This is a genomic window from Dokdonella sp. (assembly GCF_017744955.1).
In the GTDB taxonomy this organism is placed as follows: Bacteria; Pseudomonadota; Gammaproteobacteria; order Xanthomonadales; family Rhodanobacteraceae; genus Dokdonella_A.
On sequence record NZ_JAGIAG010000003.1, the window covers coordinates 229,723 to 246,826 of the forward strand.

Here is a 17,104-nt window from a genome sequence, read left to right on the forward strand (position 1 = left end):
GGCCGCGGCGATCACCGATCGCCGCGCAGCGGCATCGCTCGCGTAGGGGCAGCCGCGTTGTCGCGGGAAAGGTCGATGCGGGCACGATCCCGCATCGACCGCGCCAGCCGACGGCCGAGGCGGATGCACGGCTGCTCGACCCAGCGATGCACCAGCGCCGCGATCGCGATCGTCAGCGCCACGACGAGCGCGAGATAGACGCCGAGGTGCTGCGTGCGCCACCACGATCCGGCCGGCTGCCGCGACAGCAGCCACAGCAGCGACATGAACACCACCGGGTGGAACAGGTAGATCGAATAGCTGAGCGCGCCGAGCCAGTCGGTCAGGCGCGTCTGGATGCGCACGTAGCGCGTGCCGACCACGAACAGCAGCAGGCCGAGCGCGTAGGCGATCAGCGGATTGTGTTCGAAGCCGACCGCCCAGGCCGCGGCCAGCGGCAGCACCACGAGGTAGTAGCCGAGCAGCAGCAAGGTGCCGATGCGCGCGACGCCGTCGGTCGCCGGCGTCCGTTCGAACACGACCTGCCGATACAACGTGCCGCACAGCATGATCGACAGGTTCAGGAACCAGAACGCCGCGGTGGAACCCATCAGCGGCGTGCCGAGCCAGCGCGCGACCATCGCCGCCGAATGCACCGCGCCGGCTGCCGCCGCCAGCGCCAGCAGCCGGCGCGGCTTGTCCAGGCTACCGCTGAGCAGCAGTCCGACGCACACCGCGTAGAACACCCACTCGACCAGCAAGGTCCAGTAGAGCCCTTCGGCCGAGCGCATGCCGAACACGTCCTGCAGCAAGGTCAGGTTGACCAGGAAATCCGCCGCGCCGAACTCGCGCCCCCACAGCCACCAGCCGGTCAGCGCACCGAACGGGATCGACAGCCAGTACGCCGGGAAGATGCGGAAGAAGCGCTTGACCAGGAACGTGCGCACCGGCATCGGCTGCGCCGGCCGCATGCTGAACGGGATCACGAAGCCGCTGATGAGGAAGAACGCGACGACGCCGACGCGGCCGAAGTCGACGCCGGAGGCGATGCCTTGCAGCCACGCGCCGCGCAGCGGAGCCGCGCCGTCGAGATGCACGAAGCTGTCGCCGACGTGCAGCCACACCACCAGCAGCGCGGCGATCGCGCGCAGCGCGTCGACGTAGCGCAGGCGCGTGTCGGGGGCGCCGCGCGCGGCAGCGTCGTTCGTCGCGATCATGCGTCGTTCAACCCGGCACGTTCAGATCGAGACGCGGCCGCGCAGCACGTCCCAGAACATCACCCAGTCGCCGGCGAGGCTGTACAGCGGATGCTTGAACGTGGCCGGGCGGTTCTTCTCGAACACGTAGTGGCCGACCCAGGCGAAGCCGTAGCCGGCGAGCGGCGCCAGCAGCAGCCAGCGCGCGTCGCGCGTGGCGACGGCGACGCCGATCACCGCCAGCACCAGGCAGCTGCCGATGAAATGCAGGCGGCGGCAGGTGCGGTTGCGGTGCTCGCCGAGGTAGAACGGGTAGAAGTCGCGGAAGCGCGCAAATTCCGACATGGCTCAATGCTCCGGCAACGGAATGAACTCCGTCTCCCCCGGCACCTGGCCGATGCGCTGCGCCAGCCAGTCGGCTTTCGCGCGCTCGATGCGTTCCTTGCTGGAGGAAACGAAGTTCCACCAGATCGTGCGCTCGCCGTCGAGCGGCGCGCCGCCGCACAGCAGCACGCGCGAACCGGCGCGTGCGGCGATCTCGACGTCGCCGCCCGGCGCCAGCACCTGCATGTGCGTGGCCGGCAGCGACGTGCCGCCGACCTGCGCCTCGCCTTCGACCAGGTAGACCGCGCGCTCGACGTGCTCGGGCGGCAGCACGAAGGTGTCGTCGCGCAGGAACTCGAGGTCGACGTACAGCGTCGGCGCGTACACGCGCACCGGCGATTCCATCCCGAACGCGGTGCCGGCGATCACGCGCAGGCGCACGCCGCCCCGCTCGGCCTGCGGCAGCGTCGCGCCGGGATGGTGGAAGAAACCCGGCTCGACCTCCTCGTGCTCGCGCGGCAGCGCGACCCAGGTCTGGATGCCGTGCACGCGGTGCCCGGCCGCGCGCTCAGGCGCCGGCGTGCGCTCGGAATGCACGATGCCGCGGCCGGCGGTCATCCAGTTCACGTCGCCCGGGCGGATCACCTGCTCGCTGCCGAGGCTGTCGCGATGCGCGATCGCGCCTTCGTACAGGTAGGTGACGGTGGCCAGGCCGATGTGCGGATGCGGGCGCACGTCCAGTCCGCGCCCCGGCGCCAGCGCGGCCGGTCCCATGTGGTCGAAGAACACGAACGGCCCGACGTGCCGACGCAGGCGGAACGGCAGCAGCCGGCGCACGTTGAAACCGTCGCCGAGGTCGTGCAGGCGCGGTTCGATCAACAGGGCGTCTTCGGCGGACATGCGGCTTCCGGGTGCGATCAGGGCCGCCATGATGCCATCATCCGCGCACGCGTTCGCGCTCACGGAGCCCGGCATGCAGCACGAATACCTCGGCGACGGCATCAGCGTCATCGACATCGGCCTGGAGCGGCCGCGCTTCGGCGCCTGCTACCTGATCGAATCGAACGGCGCCGCGGCGATCTTCGACGCCGGCACCAACTACAGCGTGCCGCGCATCCTCGACACGCTGGCGGCGCGCGGAATCGCGCGCGACGACGTGCGCTACCTGATCGCCAGCCACGTCCACCTCGACCATGCCGGCGGCATCGGCGCCCTCGCCCGCGAGCTGCCCCGCGCGCAGGTGCTGGCGCATGCGCGCGGCGTGCGGCACCTGGTCGATCCGTCCGTGCTGCAGGCCAGCGCCGAGCAGGTCTACGGCGCGGACGTCGTCGCCGACAGCTACGGCGCGCTGGTGCCGGTTCCCGCCGAGCGCATCCGCGCGCTCGGCGACGGCGAGGACGTCGACCTCGACGGCCGCGTGCTGCACTTCATCGACAGCCCCGGCCATGCGCGCCACCACGTGACGCTGTACGACGCGGCCAGCGCGAGCTGGTTCACCGGCGACTGCTTCGGCATCAGCTACCGCGACTTCGACGGCGGCTCCGAGCCGATGATCTTCCCGACTACCAGCCCGGTGCAGTTCGAGCCGGACGCGATGAAGGCGACCATCGCGCGCATGCTCGAGCGCCGGCCGCGCGCGATGCTGCTGACCCACTACTCGCGCATCGACGACGTCGAGGCGCGCGCGCGGACGCTGCTGCGCCTGATCGACGCGCAGGTCGACCTCGCACACCGCTACGCCGGCCGCGACGATGCGGTTCCGGCGCTGACCGAGGCGTTGCAGCAGCTGTTCCACGCCGAGGTCCGCCGCCTCGGCGCACCGGTGACGGAAGACGAAACACGGCGCCTGCTGGCGATCGACGCCGAACTCAATGCGAAAGGCATGCTGATCTGGGTCGAGCGCGAGAAGAACGCTTCCAGGAACGGACCGGGATGAAAGGTGTCCAGCGTCGCCACCGGCGCGACGCGGACGAACCCGGTCGATTGCCGCATTCGTGACCGAGCACAAAAAAAGGCCGCGGCGAGCGCCGCGGCCTTTCGAATTTCCTTGGTTCCGATCAGGCCGGAGTCACGTCCTCGGCTTGCAGGCCCTTCTGGCCCTGCACGACGCGGAACGACACTTTCTGGCCTTCCTGCAAGGTGCGGAATCCGCTGCCGCTGATTGCGCGGAAATGCACGAACACATCCGGGCCATTGTCACGGCTGATGAAACCGAATCCCTTGCTCTCGTTGAACCACTTGACGGTACCCACCTGACGATCCGACATAAACTCTCCACTGATTTACCAGACTGGAAACACCATCCCCATTCAGGGTATGTCGACCACTGGGCATGCAGGCTTACGGTGAAGCGATGAAGCGGATCGTCGATCGACGCTGCATCGGGTCAGTAATCACGAGCGACCGTGCAAACACAGCGTTTCGAGTCTACCCGAGTCGTGGTTTTGAAGGTAGAGACCGGCTTTCGGTCTAATTGCAGTGCACAAAAATCCGATTCGGCGGGCTGTCGATTAAAGGCGTGCCTATCGACGGCGGCACCGAGAAGCGGTTCTCTCGCAGAGACGCGGAGAACGCAGAGAAGGAATTTCTGGATTTTTCCTCTGCGTTCTCCGCGTCTCTGCGAGAGACCGGCTTTTTCAACCGAAGCGCGATTAATAGGCGCGAATATCGCCCGGCGGATCGCGCATGAATCCGGACCAGGCCCCCGCCAAGGCGGACAAGCCGCCGGGATAGCGTTCGTCGAGGATGCGTTCGGCCGCGACCGCGCGGCACGGATCGGCGCGCTGCCGCGCCAGCACGTCGGCCAGCGCCGCGCGGCCCGGCGCGTCGCGCATCAGCACCGCGACCAGCGCGTACGCGCGCAGGTAGCGGCGCTCGCGCGCCGTCGCATCGGCGTCCATCGCGTAGAAGACCTCTCCGTCGCGCGCGAGCAGGTCGACCAGGGCGTCGCTGCCGTCCCCGTCCGGCGCAGCCGCGACGATCGCGGGGCGGCCGGCGCCGACGTCGATCTGGCCGCCCAGCCCGGCCGCGCGATACCGCCCGAAGTATTCCGCCAGCCCTTCGTTGACCGGTGTCGGCAGGCTGCCGATCGACTCGTGCACCAGCGCATGGGTGATCTCGTGGCGCAGGACGGCGAAGCTGGCCTCGTCCTGCGGCTGGCGGCGCACGAAGATCGTGCGTTGCGCGGTCGAATAGGCGCCGGCCGAAGCCGACAGCGCGGGATTGCCGATCAGCCGGCCGTAGGCTTCGCCGTCGCCGACGAACACCACGCGCAGCGCGATGCCCGGCGGCGACACCACGCCCAGCGCATCGTGCAGCACGCGCTGCACGCCGAGCGCGTCGGCGGCCGCGCGGCGTTGCAGCTCGTCGGGCAGGTTCGCGTCGTAGCCGGAGGCTTGCACGCTGATCGGCGGCGGCGCGCGCAGGTCGATCACGCGATGCTCGCGCGCGTCGCGCGGCGGCGCCTGGTCGGAATAGTGCGTGATGCCGGCCGCATCGACCCAGCGATGCACGGCGCGCGCGCTGGCGGCGGCGTTCGGCGCCGAGTTCGCCAGACACGCCGCGCCGAGCGGCGGCGGTGCCTCGATCGCACGCGGAGCCGGCGGGGGCGGCGTCGGCACGAGTTCCGGTGCCGGTGCCGGCGCCGGCGGCGGCGTCGAGGCCGTCCGTGCAGCCGGCGCCACCGCGGTCACGCCGGTCGGCGGCGGCGCCTCGCGCCCGCAGCCGACCAGCGCGAGCAGCAGGATCGACGACGGAAGCGCCCTCCGCGTCACGGCGTCCTCGGCGCGCGCAACAGGCGCAGCAGATACGCCACGATGGCGAGATTCACCAGCAGGATGCCGAGCTTGAACACGGTGAAGCGCTGCGCCAGCTCCCAGACCTCTACCGGCAGCAGGAGGCCGCTTTCGACCACCACCAGGTATTCCGCCCAGCGCCGTCCGCGCCAGAGGCCGATCCCCTGGACGACGTAGAGCAAGGAGTACGCGGAGGCGACCAGGCCGAGCAGCAGGAACTGGCGCGCATCCAGCCCGAGCAGATGGTCGACCATCCGCGCGGCGATGCCGTAGCGCGTCAGCCAGCGCAGCGATTCGAGCCAGTGCTCGATCGCCGCGGCGAAGTCCGGCTGCAGAAAACGGAACGCGGCCAGCGCGAGCACCGCGCAGGCCACGGCCTTGAACAGTTTGAACGCCGCGATCAAGGCCAGCATCCGGTGCGGGCGCCGGATGGCAGTCGGAGAAGCAGTCTGCACGAATTCACCTCGCTGACCGTCCGCAAACGATACAACGCCGCGACGATCGCCGCTGCGCAACGCTTCAGCTTGGGCGGCTTAGGATCGGTCCGACGAGGATTCCCGGCACGGTCGCGGCGGATCGCGCAGCGCCCGGCCGGCCCCGTCGGCACCGCAACCGATCCGCACAGGTGAACCCATGAATCCGCGCATGCTCGTCCCGATCCCGCTGCTGCTGTCGTGCGTCGCCGCGTTCGCGCAAACGAACACGGACGCCAGTACGACCACCTACCGAACGCCGGAAGGCGAGCTGGTGGTGCACACCGGCCAGCCCGAACGCCACGACTTCGGCCCGCCGCCCGCCTTCGCCCAGCTCGCCCGCGACGGCACCGACTACATCAGCAGCGCCGAAGCCGCCGCCTATCCACCCCTGGCGAACGATTTCATCTACGCCGACAGCAACCGCGACGGCCGCATCTCGAAAGCCGAGTACGACCGCTGGGCGCGCGCCCGCTGAACGAAGCGTTTCACTCGGCTGCGCGTCTGTGCCAACCTCTGCGGCTCGTGCCTGAGCCGCAGAGGTAAGGATGCACATCACTCACGGACGAACAGCGGCCTGGACCGCCGCGCTGGCGGCGTTGCTGTCGTCGACGACCCTGGCCCAGACGGCGACGGGCGCACAGGCGCAGGACGCCGCGCGCTGCGTCGACCTCGCCGACGACGCGATCCGCCTGCGCTGCTACGACGCCGCGATGAAACGCACGCCGGCCGCGCCGCCGCCGGCGCGCGAGACCACGACCGTGCGCAACGAAGTGTTCCCGCACGAGCACGACTCGGAAGGACCGGAGGAACATCCGCTGGTCGGTTCCCTGCTCGACAGCCGCTGGGAACTGGACGAGGCGAGCAAGAAGGGCCCGTTCCACATCCGCGCCTACAAGCCGGTCTATCTGCTGCCGGTGTTCTACACCAGCGACACCAATCAGCGGCCGGCCTCGCCCGCGGCGGGCCGGCAGACGACCGAGTCGCGCAATCTGCAGTCGATCGAGGCCGTGTACCAGCTGAGCCTGAAAACCAAGCTGTGGGAGAACCTCTTCGGCGACAACGGCGATCTGTGGACCGGCTACACGCAAGTCTCGCATTGGCAGATCTACAACGACGCCGAATCGCGCCCGTTCAGCGAGACCAACTACGAGCCGGAAGTGACGCTGGCGTTCCGCACCGGCTACGAGCTGTTCGGCTGGAACGGTCGCCTGCTGGGCGTTACCGTCAACCACCAGTCCAACGGCCAGAGCCAGCCGCTGTCGCGCAGCTGGAACCGCGTCATGCTGAACCTGGGTTTCGAGCGCGACGGCTGGACGCTGATGCTGCGTCCGTGGTGGCGTGTGCACGACACCGACGACGACAACCCGGACATCAGCGACTACGTCGGCCGCGGCGACCTGCAGCTGGTGCATCAATGGAACGGCCACGAGTTCGCGCTGATGGCGCGCCACACGCTGCGCGGCGGCGACCGCTCGCGCGGCGCGCTGCAGTTCGACTGGGCATTCCCGATCTCCGGCGAACTGCGCGGCCACTTGCAACTCTTCGACGGCTACGGCCAGAGCCTGATCGACTACAACCACCGCGCCTGGTACTTCGGCCTCGGCGTGTCGTTGATCGAGTGGTATTGAAGTCCGCCGGGACGCGGACGCTCCGAGCCGTGCCGAAGCGTCCGTACGCCGACTTCCGCGGACCTCAGACGATCCGCTCGACGCCGCCGAAGTAAGGACGCAGGACGTCCGGCACCGTGATCGAGCCGTCCGCGTTCTGGTAGTTCTCCATCACCGCGATCAGCGCGCGGCCGACCGCCACGCCGGAGCCGTTCAAGGTGTGCACCAGCTCGGGCTTGCCCGTTTCCGGATTGCGCCAGCGCGCCTGCATGCGGCGCGCCTGGAAATCCGTGCAGTTCGAGCACGAGGAGATCTCGCGGAAGGTGTCCTGCGACGGCAGCCAGACTTCCAGGTCGTAGGTCTTGGCCGCGGCGAAGCCCATGTCGCCGGTGCACAGCAGCATGCGGCGGTACGGCAGCCCGAGCTTTTCCAGCACGACCTCGGCGCAGCGCGTCATGCGCTCGTGCTCGTCCCAGCTGTCGGCCGGTCGGGTGATCGAGACCAGCTCGACCTTCTCGAACTGGTGCTGGCGGATGTAGCCGCGCGTGTCGCGGCCATGCGAGCCGGCCTCGGCGCGGAAGCACGGCGAATGCGCGGTCAGGCGCTGCGGCAGCGTATCGGCCTCGACGATCTCCTCGCGCACGAGGTTGGTCAGCGAGACTTCGGCGGTCGGGATCAGATACCGCTTGGTGTCGCCGACGGCGGTCGAGAACAGATCCTCCTCGAACTTCGGCAGCTGGCCGGTACCCTGCATCGCATCCGCGTGCACCAGCAGCGGCACGTTGCATTCCAGATAGCCGTGCTCGCCCGCGTGCAGGTCGAGCATGAACTGCGCCAGCGCGCGATGCAGCCGCGCCAGCTCGCCGCGCAATACGGTGAAGCGCGCGCCGGACAGCTTGGCGCCGGCGTCGCCGTCGAGCCAGCCCTTGTGCGCGCCGAGTTCGACGTGATCCTTCACCGCGAAGTCGAACGCGCGCGGCGTGCCCCAGCGATGCTGTTCGGCGTTGTCGGTTTCGTCCTTGCCCGGCGGCACGGACTCGTGCGGCAGATTCGGCAGGCCGAGCGACACGGCGGCGAGCTGCGCCTGCACCTCGGCGAGCGTGTGCTCGTTGGCCTTGAGCTGGTCGCCGATGCCGGCGACCTCGGCCATCAGCGCGGCGACGTCCTCGCCCTTGGCCTTGGCCTGGCCGATCGCCTTCGAGCGCGTGTTGCGCAGGTTCTGCAGCTCCTGCGTCTCGGTCTGCGCCTGCTTGCGCCGCGCTTCCAGCGACTCGATCGCGGACCGGTCGAGCGCGAACCCGCGCGTGGCGAGGCGTTCGGCGACGGTGTCGAGATGGCTGCGCAGCAGGGCCGGATCCAGCATGAGGCGTTCCCGAAAACGAAGAAGGGCGCGAATTATACGTGGGTTGCCGCACGCACTCCGCCGCGCCCTTCCTCACTCCCCGCCTGCGTGTGCGACGCTAGCGACGCCCGAGCCACCACGCCATCGCGACGCCGGCGAGCAGCCAGCCGATGCCCTGGTCGATCAAGCCGGCGAACACGAACTCGCCCGGAAAGCGGTACCAGGTCCATTGCGGCACCAGATTGGCCAGCCAGCCGAACACGCCGATCGCGCCGGCGCCGAGCGCGCGCCGGCCGAAGCTCCAGGCGGTCGCGGCCAGCAGGCAGGCGGCGATCAGCGCGGCGAGGAAGTTGGTCACGAATTGCGTGCCGAGTTCCCTGCCCATGCTGCCGGCGTCCTGGATCGGCGGCGCGACCACGACGAACGCGTACGGATTCGCCTTGGCCTTGTCGGCCCAGGCCTTGGTCGCTGCCTCGTCGCCCATCTTCGCGCTGTCGATGTGCGGTAGATGGTAGATGCCGGGCTGGCCGAGTCCGCTGCTCACCACCGACAGCACGGCGTCCTCGTTCTGCGGCGCGCGAAAGCCCATTTCGCCGATCGGCAGCAGCATGTGCGACACGAATTGCCAGACGAACAACACGACGGCGGCGAGCAACGCCGCGACGACGATGCGCATGGAACACCTCCCCGGTCAGACGTCGGCGCACGCTACGCCGGCACCGTGCGGGCTGCACGCCGCGTAGCAGCACGTCGCGTGCGCTCGATCGACGAGCCCCCAGCCGGGTTCAGCCCGGCCCGCTCCGGTACAGATGCACCGGCTTGACGGCCGCGCGCCGGACGATGCCCTTCGCCTCCAGGTCGAGCTGGACCGCCTTCAACCACCACCCGGCGGTCTTGCCTTGAGGGAAGAGTTCGTCCGGCAGCAGCGGCAACAGCGCCTGTTTCGCGTCGGCGACCGTCAGCCCCGGCGCGCGCGTCGGCAGTATGCGCAGCAGCGCCTGGCGCATCGCCTGGTATTTGGGGCGGTCGACGCGCTCGGTCCGCCCGGGCGTGTTGACGTTCTCGATCTCGATCTTGTCGTCAGGCATCGATCTTCCCCGCCACCTCGATCTTCGGATTGCGAAATCCCATCGCGACCCACGCCGCGAACAGCTTCGCGTAGAACGACACGGTGTGGCTTTTCAGATTGGGGATGTCGTCCGGCAACGCGGACGCATCGGGCAGGTCGCCGACCATCGTCCGCAACTGCGGTGCCGGTCGCGTCGCCGGTGGCCACAGGTGCAGATAGAGGCTGAGCCAGTGCGCGCCCTTCAGCTCGAGGAAGACCGGCGTGTTGCAGCACGTCGCGACGACGCGGCGCGAACCCGCCGCGGCGGAGAGCCGGAATTCGTGCAGGTGCTCCGCGCCGGACACGATGCGGACGCGATCCTTGCGGTATTCCGCGCAAGGCGTCGCGCCGCAGGCGGTGAGGACGCTGCGCGCGCCGGGAAGTTCGGCGAGCCGTTCTGCCGCTGCGCGGCAGCTGTCGCACACGCATTCGGAGACCAGGATCGGCGCTCCCTGCACCTCGATGCGCGTCGTGCCGCAGGCGCATCCGAGAGTCGTGGTCGTGTTCATGTCGGCGCGTCCTGTGCGATGTGGAACAGGTGCCGGATGTATCGGTCCAGGTGATCGAGGCTTTCGCGCGCGAGTCCGGAATCGTTGCCGGCCTTGGCCAGGACGAAGCCGCCTTGCAGGACCGCCTGCGTGTGCCGCGCGAGGCTCGCGGCGGTCCAGTCGCCGGTGATGCCGCGCTCGCGCCGCGCGGTGTCGATGTCCGCTTCCAGCGTGGCCGTGTGGCCGAAGAGGCTGCGGCCGCAGGCATCGCGGATGGCGGGCGCGCTGGCGTGGACCTCCTGCGCCAGCGTGCCGGCCAGACAGGTGAACTCGGCCGGTTCGCCGACGATGATCGCCTTGCGGAACGCGACGTAGTCGAGCACGCGCTGCAAGGCATCGGGCGAATCGTGATACGGCGCGGCCTCGAAGAAGCGCGTCGTCGTCTCGGCCCAGAACTCGGCGGCGGCGACGCCGAGGGCGTCCTTGCTCTCGAAATGATGGAAGAACGCGCCCTTGGTGACGCCGGCCGCGCGGCACAGATCGTCGACCGTGGTGGCGGCGAAGCCCTGCGCGCGGACGAGATCGCGCGCGGCTTCCAGCAGGCGGATACGCGCATTGCCGCGTTCGGGGGATTGTCGGGTCGGTCTTGGCATGCCGGAAAAATACCATACGGTCGGTATGTGTCAACCGCCTCGGGGCGAGCGCTGCGCTTTTTCGAAGCGCGCAGCCGTGGAGGGTCAAACCGATGCGCCGGCAGCAGCGAACGGGTCGTCGACGCGGAGAACGCGAGCCGGCCGAACCGATCGCGGCGGTCGTCTACGTTCGAACCGGATCCGCGCGCAGCACCCAGGTCTTCAGCAGCACGGCCGCCAGCAGAGCGCAGGCGGAGCCGAACGCGAACGCCGCGCCCGGCGACAGCATCGACCACAGCCAGCCGAACAGCAGCGACGCCGGCAGCAGCAGGATTCCGGCGACCAGGTTGTACCAGCCGAACGCGGTGCCGCTCAGCTCGCGCGGCACCAGATCGGCGACCAGCGCCTTCTCGGTACCTTCCAGCGCCGCCGTGACGACGCCGTAGCCGGCGAAGGCGAGCCACAGCGCCCAGTCCGCGCTCGGCAGGCGGCCGATCGCGAAATAGGCGATCGCGTAGGCGAACCAGGCCAGTGCCAGCGTGTCGGCGCGGCCGTAGCGGTCCGACAACGCCGACAGCGGCGTCGACAGCAGCGCCGCGACGAACGAGAACAACGCCCACATCAGCGTCGTACGCGTCGCGTCGGCGCCGAGTTCGTTCGCGCGCAACAACAGGAACATGTTGGAGGAATTGCCGAGCGTGAACAGACCGAGCGCGAACAGGTAGCGCCGGAACGCCGGCGGCATGCCGGCCAGGGTCCAGCGTATCGGCGCCTTCGACGGCAACGGCGCGCGCTCGGGCTCCGGCACCTTCAGCGCGAGCACCAGCACGAGCAGTGCCGGCACGATCGACAGCAGGAACACGGTGCGCAAATCGAGACCGGCCGCGAGCAGACCCGCCGCGGCGAGCGGACCGATCACCGCGCCGAAATTGTCCATCGAGCGATGGAAGCCGAATGCGAGGCCGCGCCGCTGCGGCTCGACGCTGAGGCTGATCAACGCGTCACGCGGCGCCGAACGCAGCCCTTTGCCGATGCGGTCGGCGACGCGGCAGGCGAGCACGCCGAACCAGCTCGTCGCGAGCCCGATCAAGGGTCGTGCGAAACCGGCGAGGCCGTAGCCGGCGATGACCCACGCACGCGCGCGGCCGCTGCGATCGGCGAGCACGCCTGCGAACAGCTTGAGCAGGCTCGACGCAGCCTCGGCGATGCCCTCGATCACGCCCAAGGCCTTCGGCCCGACCATCAGCACGGAAGCCAGATACAGCGGCACCAGCGGATAGATCATGTCGCTGGCGGCGTCGTTGACGAGGCTGATCGCGGCCAGCAGCCAGACCGTGCGCGGCAGCGAACGCACGTCGCGGATCACCGGACTTCGCCTCGATCGGACATGCGGCAGCACCTTGCGTGGAATGCCGCATTATGGCGTCGGTCGGGGCCGTGAAGAAGAAGCGTTTCTCGCGGAGACGCAGAGAAAGACAAGGGAGTTTCTGCTTCGCTCTCTGCGTCCCCTGCGTCTCTGCGAGAAAAATTCTTTCCAATTGCCGTCAAGCGACGGCAAGTCGCGGGTGCCGCGTCCCGCGAACCTGCAAGGCGAGCACGGCTGCGACCAGCCCGGTGCCGCCGGCGATGAGGAAGGCGTAGAAGTAGTCGCCCTGCACCGTGCGCATCGCGCCGGCGAAGAACGCCGCCGCGGCCGCGCCGAGCTGGTGGCCGGCGACGATCCAGCCGAACACGATCGGCGCCTCGTGTTCGCCGAACGATTCGTTGGCGAGCTTCAGCGTCGGCGGCACGGTGGCGATCCAGTCCAGTCCGTAGAACACGGTGAACACGCCCAGGCTGTAGAACGAGAAATCCGAAAACGGCAGGAACATCAGCGACAGCCCGCGCAGGCCGTAGTACATGAAGAGCAGCTTGCGCGGGTCGTAGCGATCGGTCAGCCAGCCGGACAGCGTCGTGCCGATCAGGTCGAACGCGCCCATCGCCGCGAGCAAGCCCGCGGCCTGCACCTCGGCCAGGCCGCGATCGCTGCACAGCGCGATGAAATGCGTGCCGACCAGGCCGTTGGTGGTGAAGCCGCAGATGAAGAACGTGCCGATCAGGAACCAGAAGTCGCGCCGCTTCGTCGCGCGCGCGAGCGTGCCGAAGGCCGCCTGCAGCAGGCCGTCCGCAGCGGGCTCCGGCCGCACCGTCGCGTCGGCGGCGGCGCCGTACGGCTTCAGGCCGACGTCGGCGGGACGCTCCGGCAGCAGCCACAGCGCGAGCGGAATCAGCGCCGCGCTGGCGGCGGCGACGACGAGTACCACCGGCCTCCATCCACCGGATTCGGCCAGCGCCGCCAGCATCGGCATGAAGATCAAGGTGCCGGTGGCCGTGCTCGCGGTGAGCAGGCCCATGACCAGGCCGCGGCGCGCGACGAACCAGCGGTTCACCACCATCGCACCGAGCACCATCGCGACGCAGCCGGAGCCGAGGCCGGACAGCACGCCCCAGGTCAGGATCAGATGCAGCGGCCGCGTCATCAGCGCGCTCGCGGCGGTCGACGCCGCCATCAGCACCAGCGCCGTGACCAGCACGCGGCGGATGCCGAAGCGCTGCATCAAGGCCGCCGCGAAAGGACCGGCGAGGCCGTACAGGAAGATGCCGACCGCCGCCGACAGCGAGATCACGTCGCGGCTCCAGCCGAACGCGCGTTCCAGCGGCACGATCATCACGCCCGGCGCCGAACGCAGCCCCGCCGAGGCGAGCAGGGCGACGAAGATCACGCCGGCCACGACGTAGGCGTAGTTCTGGCCGAGCCTTCTCGCGAGAGCTATCATGTTACGTACCGGTACGTAGTTGGCGCCATTGATGTTACTGACCGGTACGTATCACAGTCAAGCGGGTACGCGAATCTCGCCGAGGACGGCACACGGCACGTACGCGCATCCGCGGACCCTTTCCGGGAAACCATCGTGAGCAGCCGCAAGACACCGTCCAGATCCGCCTCCTCCGCCACGCCGCCGCGCGCGATCGATCGCATCCGCGCGGTCGCCGACGACATGTTCTATCGCGAAGGCATCCGCGCGATCGGCGTCGACGAGATCGTCACCCGCGCCGGCGTGACCAAGCCGAGCCTGTATCGCAGCTTCGCCTCGAAGGACGAACTCGCCGCGGCGTATCTGCGCGACTACGAAGCGGCGTTCTGGGAGCGCTTCGACGCCGCCGCGAAGGGACACGAGCACGATCCACGCGCGCACCTGCTCGCCTATTTCGAGGGACTCGCGCAGCGCGCCTCGAAAGGCGGCTATCGCGGCTGCGGCCTGACCAATGCGGCGGTCGAATATCCGCAGGCCGAACACCCCGCGCGCAAGGTCGCCGAGGCGAACAAGCGCGCGCTGCGCAGCCGCCTGGCGGCGATGGCGAAGGACATGGGCGCGGCCGACGCGCAAGCGCTCGGCGACGGCTTGCTGCTGCTGCTCGAAGGCGCGTATGCGAGCGGCCAGCTGTTCGGCAAGGGCGGCCCGGTGCGCTCGCTGGTCGAGAACGCGCAGCGTCTGATCGACGCGAGCGTCTCTCCTGCCAGGGTGCGGAAGAAAACTTCTGACGCGGATCGACGCGGATAAAGGCGAATCAGCAAAAAAACAGAATTGCTCTATCCGTTCCGATCCGCCCAATCCGCGTTCAGCTTTTTGCTTCGACCGAGCCGCCGCTGGTCGAAACGCGCAGCGCCTGGTCGATGCGAGCGTCCCACCCGCCGGGGTGCGGAAGAAAACTTCTGACGCGAATCGACGCGGATAAAGGCGGATCAGCAAAAAAAGAATTGCTCTATCCGTCCTGATCCGCCCAATCCGCGTCCAGCCTTCCGCTTCGACGCAAATCAGGAAAACCGGAATTCGCTCTATCGGCTCTTATCCGCGTCCGGCTTTCTCTTCCGCGCTTCCCTCCGCGCCACCCGCAACGCTTCGAGCTTGTCGCGGAACTTGCCTTCCAGGCCACGCTCGGTCGGCGTGTAGAAGCTGGCGTCGGCGAGTGCGTCCGGTAGGAGCTGCTGGTCGAGCGCGATGCCGCCTTCGGCATCGTGGTCGTACTGGTAGCCCTGGCCGTAGCCGAGGCCCTTCATCAGCTTGGTCGGCGCGTTGCGCAGGTGCAGCGGCACCTCCAGCGTGCCGGTCTCGCGCACGAAGCTCTTGACCTGGTTGAACGCCATGTAGGCCGCGTTGCTCTTCGGTGCGACGGCGAGATAGATCGCCAGCTCCGCGAGGCCGAGTTCGCCTTCGGGACTGCCGAGGCGGTCGTAGGTGTCCCAGGCATCCAGTGCCATGCGCCACGCGCGCGGATCGGCCAGGCCGATGTCCTCGACCGCCATGCGCGCCAGGCGCCGCGCGAGATAGAGCGGATCGCAGCCGCCGTCGAGCATGCGCGTCAACCAGTACAGCGCGGCGTCCGGGTCGGACGAGCGCACGGATTTGTGCAGCGCCGAGATCTGGTCGTAGAACTGCTCGCCGCCCTTGTCGAAGCGGCGCGTGCGATCGGCCAGCACCTGCGCCAGGGTCGCCTCGTCGACGACGCCGTCCCGGCCGAGTTCGGCGGCGATCTCGAGGAAGGTCAGCGCGCGCCTTACGTCGCCGTCGGCCGCCTGCGCCATCGTCGCCAGCGCCGCGTCGTCGATGCGGATCCTGCTCGCGCCGAGGCCGTGTTCGGTGTCGGCCAGCGCGCGCTTCAGCGCAGCCAGGATCGCCTCCGCCGGCACCGCTTCGAGCACGTGCACGCGGCAGCGCGACAGCAGCGCGGAGTTGAGTTCGAACGACGGGTTCTCGGTGGTCGCGCCGACGAACACGATCACGCCGCGCTCGATGTGCGGCAGGAACGCGTCCTGCTGCACCTTGTTGAAGCGATGCACCTCGTCGACGAACAACAGGGTACGCACGCCCTGCGCATAGCGCACCTCGGCCTCGGCCAGCGCGGCGCGCACGTCCGGCAGGCCGGAGAGCACCGCCGAGATGGCGCGGAACTCGGCGTCGGCGTAGCGCGCGAGCAGCAGCGCCAATGTGGTCTTGCCGCAGCCGGGCGGCCCCCACAGGATCATCGAATGCACGTGGCCGGCCTCGATCGCGCGGCGCAGCGGCGTGTCCGGCCCGAGCAGGCGCGTCTGGCCGACGATCTCGTCGAGCGAGCGCGGCCGCATGCGCTCGGCGAGCGGCTTCAGACCTTCGGGTTCGGCGAACAGACCGCTGCTGGCGGTCGGGGATTTACGGCGGGACATGCCGCGATGATACGCATTCCGCTCACGCGTGGCCCCGCTCCGCCATGCAGGCCGCGCTCTCGACCTGGATCGTGACGTGCTCGATGCCGAACAGCTCGTCGAGTTCTCCGGCGAGCGAGCGGCGCACCGTTTCGGCATCGTCGTCCGCGCGCTTCAGCACCACGTGCACGGTCAGCACCGGCTGCTTGGAAGCGAGAGCCCAGGCGTGCAGGTCGTGCACCTCGGCGACGTCGCCGCGCGCGAGGATCGTCCGGCGCACGGCTTCCAGGTCGAGGCCCCGCGGCACACCCTGCATCAGCACGTTGCCGGCCTCACGCAGCAGGGTCCAGGTGCGCGGCAGCACCCACAGGCCGATCAGCACGGCGAGGATCGGATCGGCCAGGGTCCAGCCGGTCGTCAGGATGATCACCGCGGCGAGGATCACGCCGACCGAGCCGAGCATGTCGCTCCAGACTTCGAGATAGGCGCCCTTGACGTTCAGGCTGTCGCCGCTGCCGGCCTTGAGCAGGCGCATCGAGATCAGGTTCACGATCAGGCCGAGCGCGGCGATCACCAGCATGCCGGTCGAGGCCACCGGCGGCGGCTCGCGGAAACGCCCGACCGCCTCCCACAGGATGTAGGCGGCGACGACGAACAGCAGGCCGCCGTTGATCATCGCGCCGATCGCCTCCATGCGCGCGTAGCCGTAGGTGCGCTTCGCGTCGGGCGGCCGCCGGGCGAGGCGCACGGCGACCAGCGAGATCGCCAGCGCGATCACGTCGGTGCCCATGTGCGCCGCGTCCGACAGCAAGGCCAGGCTGTTGGTCAGCAGGCCGCCGACGACTTCGGCGACGAGGAAGGTCGCGGTCAGTCCGAACGCCCACCACAGCGGCGTTTCGTGCTCGACCTTCGTTGCGTGATCGTGCCCTGCGCCCAT

19 protein-coding genes are annotated in these 17,104 nt (G+C 69.1%); 4 read left to right on the forward strand and 15 right to left on the reverse strand.

Features of this window, described 5'->3' with window-relative positions:
* Nucleotides 1-11 precede the first annotated feature (11 nt).
* The 3 genes from J7520_RS09180 to J7520_RS09190 are packed head-to-tail and all read right to left on the reverse strand — an operon-like array spanning nt 12 to nt 2,399.
* A complete protein-coding gene (locus J7520_RS09180) occupies nt 12-1,196 on the reverse strand; it encodes an acyltransferase (protein ID WP_291187073.1) in 1,185 nt (394 codons plus the stop codon).
* A gap of 21 nt (nt 1,197-1,217) precedes the next feature.
* Nucleotides 1,218-1,520, reverse strand: a complete 303-nt coding sequence (locus J7520_RS09185; protein ID WP_291187076.1) for a DUF962 domain-containing protein — start codon at nt 1,518-1,520, stop codon at nt 1,218-1,220.
* A 3-nt stretch (nt 1,521-1,523) separates the two neighbouring features.
* Nucleotides 1,524-2,399, reverse strand: a complete 876-nt coding sequence (locus J7520_RS09190; protein ID WP_291187079.1) for a pirin family protein — start codon at nt 2,397-2,399, stop codon at nt 1,524-1,526.
* A 28-nt stretch (nt 2,400-2,427) separates the two neighbouring features.
* On the opposite strand from J7520_RS09190, the gene J7520_RS09195 reads away from it, so the two are divergent.
* Entirely contained in the window at nt 2,428-3,435 is a 1,008-nt protein-coding gene (locus tag J7520_RS09195) for an MBL fold metallo-hydrolase (protein WP_291187082.1), read from the forward strand.
* A gap of 121 nt (nt 3,436-3,556) precedes the next feature.
* On the opposite strand, the gene J7520_RS09200 is transcribed toward J7520_RS09195, so the two are convergent.
* The 3 genes from J7520_RS09200 to J7520_RS09210 all read right to left on the reverse strand — a co-directional run bounded on the left by J7520_RS09200 (nt 3,557) and on the right by J7520_RS09210 (nt 5,706).
* Entirely contained in the window at nt 3,557-3,766 is a 210-nt protein-coding gene (locus tag J7520_RS09200) for a cold-shock protein (RefSeq protein ID WP_291187085.1), read from the reverse strand.
* A gap of 384 nt (nt 3,767-4,150) precedes the next feature.
* Nucleotides 4,151-5,272: a DUF4124 domain-containing protein gene (locus J7520_RS09205; protein ID WP_291187088.1), complete on the reverse strand. Its 1,122-nt coding sequence runs from the start codon at nt 5,270-5,272 to the stop codon at nt 4,151-4,153.
* Nucleotides 5,269-5,706: a DUF2127 domain-containing protein gene (locus J7520_RS09210; protein ID WP_291187090.1), complete on the reverse strand. Its 438-nt coding sequence runs from the start codon at nt 5,704-5,706 to the stop codon at nt 5,269-5,271. The genes J7520_RS09205 and J7520_RS09210 overlap by 4 nt, the downstream gene beginning before the upstream one ends.
* 232 nt (nt 5,707-5,938) lie before the next feature.
* Between J7520_RS09210 and J7520_RS09215 the strand changes: the two genes are divergently transcribed.
* Nucleotides 5,939-6,244, forward strand: a complete 306-nt coding sequence (locus tag J7520_RS09215) for a hypothetical protein (protein WP_291187093.1) — start codon at nt 5,939-5,941, stop codon at nt 6,242-6,244.
* A 70-nt stretch (nt 6,245-6,314) separates the two neighbouring features.
* Complete coding sequence (locus tag J7520_RS09220; protein WP_291187095.1) at nt 6,315-7,397, forward strand: phospholipase A; 1,083 nt, start codon at nt 6,315-6,317, stop codon at nt 7,395-7,397.
* A gap of 64 nt (nt 7,398-7,461) precedes the next feature.
* Here J7520_RS09220 and serS read toward each other — a convergent pair whose 3' ends face one another.
* The 7 genes from serS to J7520_RS09255 all read right to left on the reverse strand — a co-directional run bounded on the left by serS (nt 7,462) and on the right by J7520_RS09255 (nt 13,762).
* On the reverse strand, nt 7,462-8,739 hold the full coding sequence (serS, locus tag J7520_RS09225) for a serine--tRNA ligase (RefSeq protein WP_291187098.1): 1,278 nt from the start codon (nt 8,737-8,739) through the stop codon (nt 7,462-7,464).
* Between the two features lie 97 nt (nt 8,740-8,836).
* Entirely contained in the window at nt 8,837-9,394 is a 558-nt protein-coding gene (locus J7520_RS09230) for a hypothetical protein (RefSeq protein WP_291187101.1), read from the reverse strand.
* A 109-nt stretch (nt 9,395-9,503) separates the two neighbouring features.
* The gene (locus J7520_RS09235; protein ID WP_291187104.1) at nt 9,504-9,806 is read right to left on the reverse strand and encodes a hypothetical protein; all 303 of its coding nucleotides are present in this window, start codon (nt 9,804-9,806) and stop codon (nt 9,504-9,506) included.
* Nucleotides 9,799-10,335, reverse strand: coding sequence for a DUF6151 family protein (locus tag J7520_RS09240; RefSeq protein WP_291187107.1), 537 nt, complete (start codon nt 10,333-10,335; stop codon nt 9,799-9,801). Before J7520_RS09240 ends, J7520_RS09235 begins: the two co-directional genes overlap by 8 nt.
* Nucleotides 10,332-10,967: a TetR/AcrR family transcriptional regulator gene (locus tag J7520_RS09245; protein WP_291187110.1), complete on the reverse strand. Its 636-nt coding sequence runs from the start codon at nt 10,965-10,967 to the stop codon at nt 10,332-10,334. The genes J7520_RS09240 and J7520_RS09245 overlap by 4 nt, the downstream gene beginning before the upstream one ends.
* A gap of 163 nt (nt 10,968-11,130) precedes the next feature.
* On the reverse strand, nt 11,131-12,312 hold the full coding sequence (locus tag J7520_RS09250) for an MFS transporter (RefSeq protein ID WP_291187113.1): 1,182 nt from the start codon (nt 12,310-12,312) through the stop codon (nt 11,131-11,133).
* Nucleotides 12,313-12,490: 178 nt separating this feature from the next.
* On the reverse strand, nt 12,491-13,762 hold the full coding sequence (locus J7520_RS09255) for an MFS transporter (RefSeq protein ID WP_291187115.1): 1,272 nt from the start codon (nt 13,760-13,762) through the stop codon (nt 12,491-12,493).
* A gap of 135 nt (nt 13,763-13,897) precedes the next feature.
* Here J7520_RS09255 and J7520_RS09260 point away from each other — a divergent pair, with 135 nt between their 5' ends.
* Nucleotides 13,898-14,548: a TetR/AcrR family transcriptional regulator gene (locus J7520_RS09260; RefSeq protein ID WP_291187118.1), complete on the forward strand. Its 651-nt coding sequence runs from the start codon at nt 13,898-13,900 to the stop codon at nt 14,546-14,548.
* Between the two features lie 275 nt (nt 14,549-14,823).
* On the opposite strand, the gene J7520_RS09265 is transcribed toward J7520_RS09260, so the two are convergent.
* A complete protein-coding gene (locus J7520_RS09265) occupies nt 14,824-16,188 on the reverse strand; it encodes a replication-associated recombination protein A (protein ID WP_291187121.1) in 1,365 nt (454 codons plus the stop codon).
* Between the two features lie 22 nt (nt 16,189-16,210).
* Nucleotides 16,211-17,104 carry a cation diffusion facilitator family transporter gene (locus J7520_RS09270; RefSeq protein ID WP_291187124.1) on the reverse strand — a complete coding sequence of 298 codons (894 nt, stop codon included), beginning with the start codon at nt 17,102-17,104 and terminating at the stop codon, nt 16,211-16,213.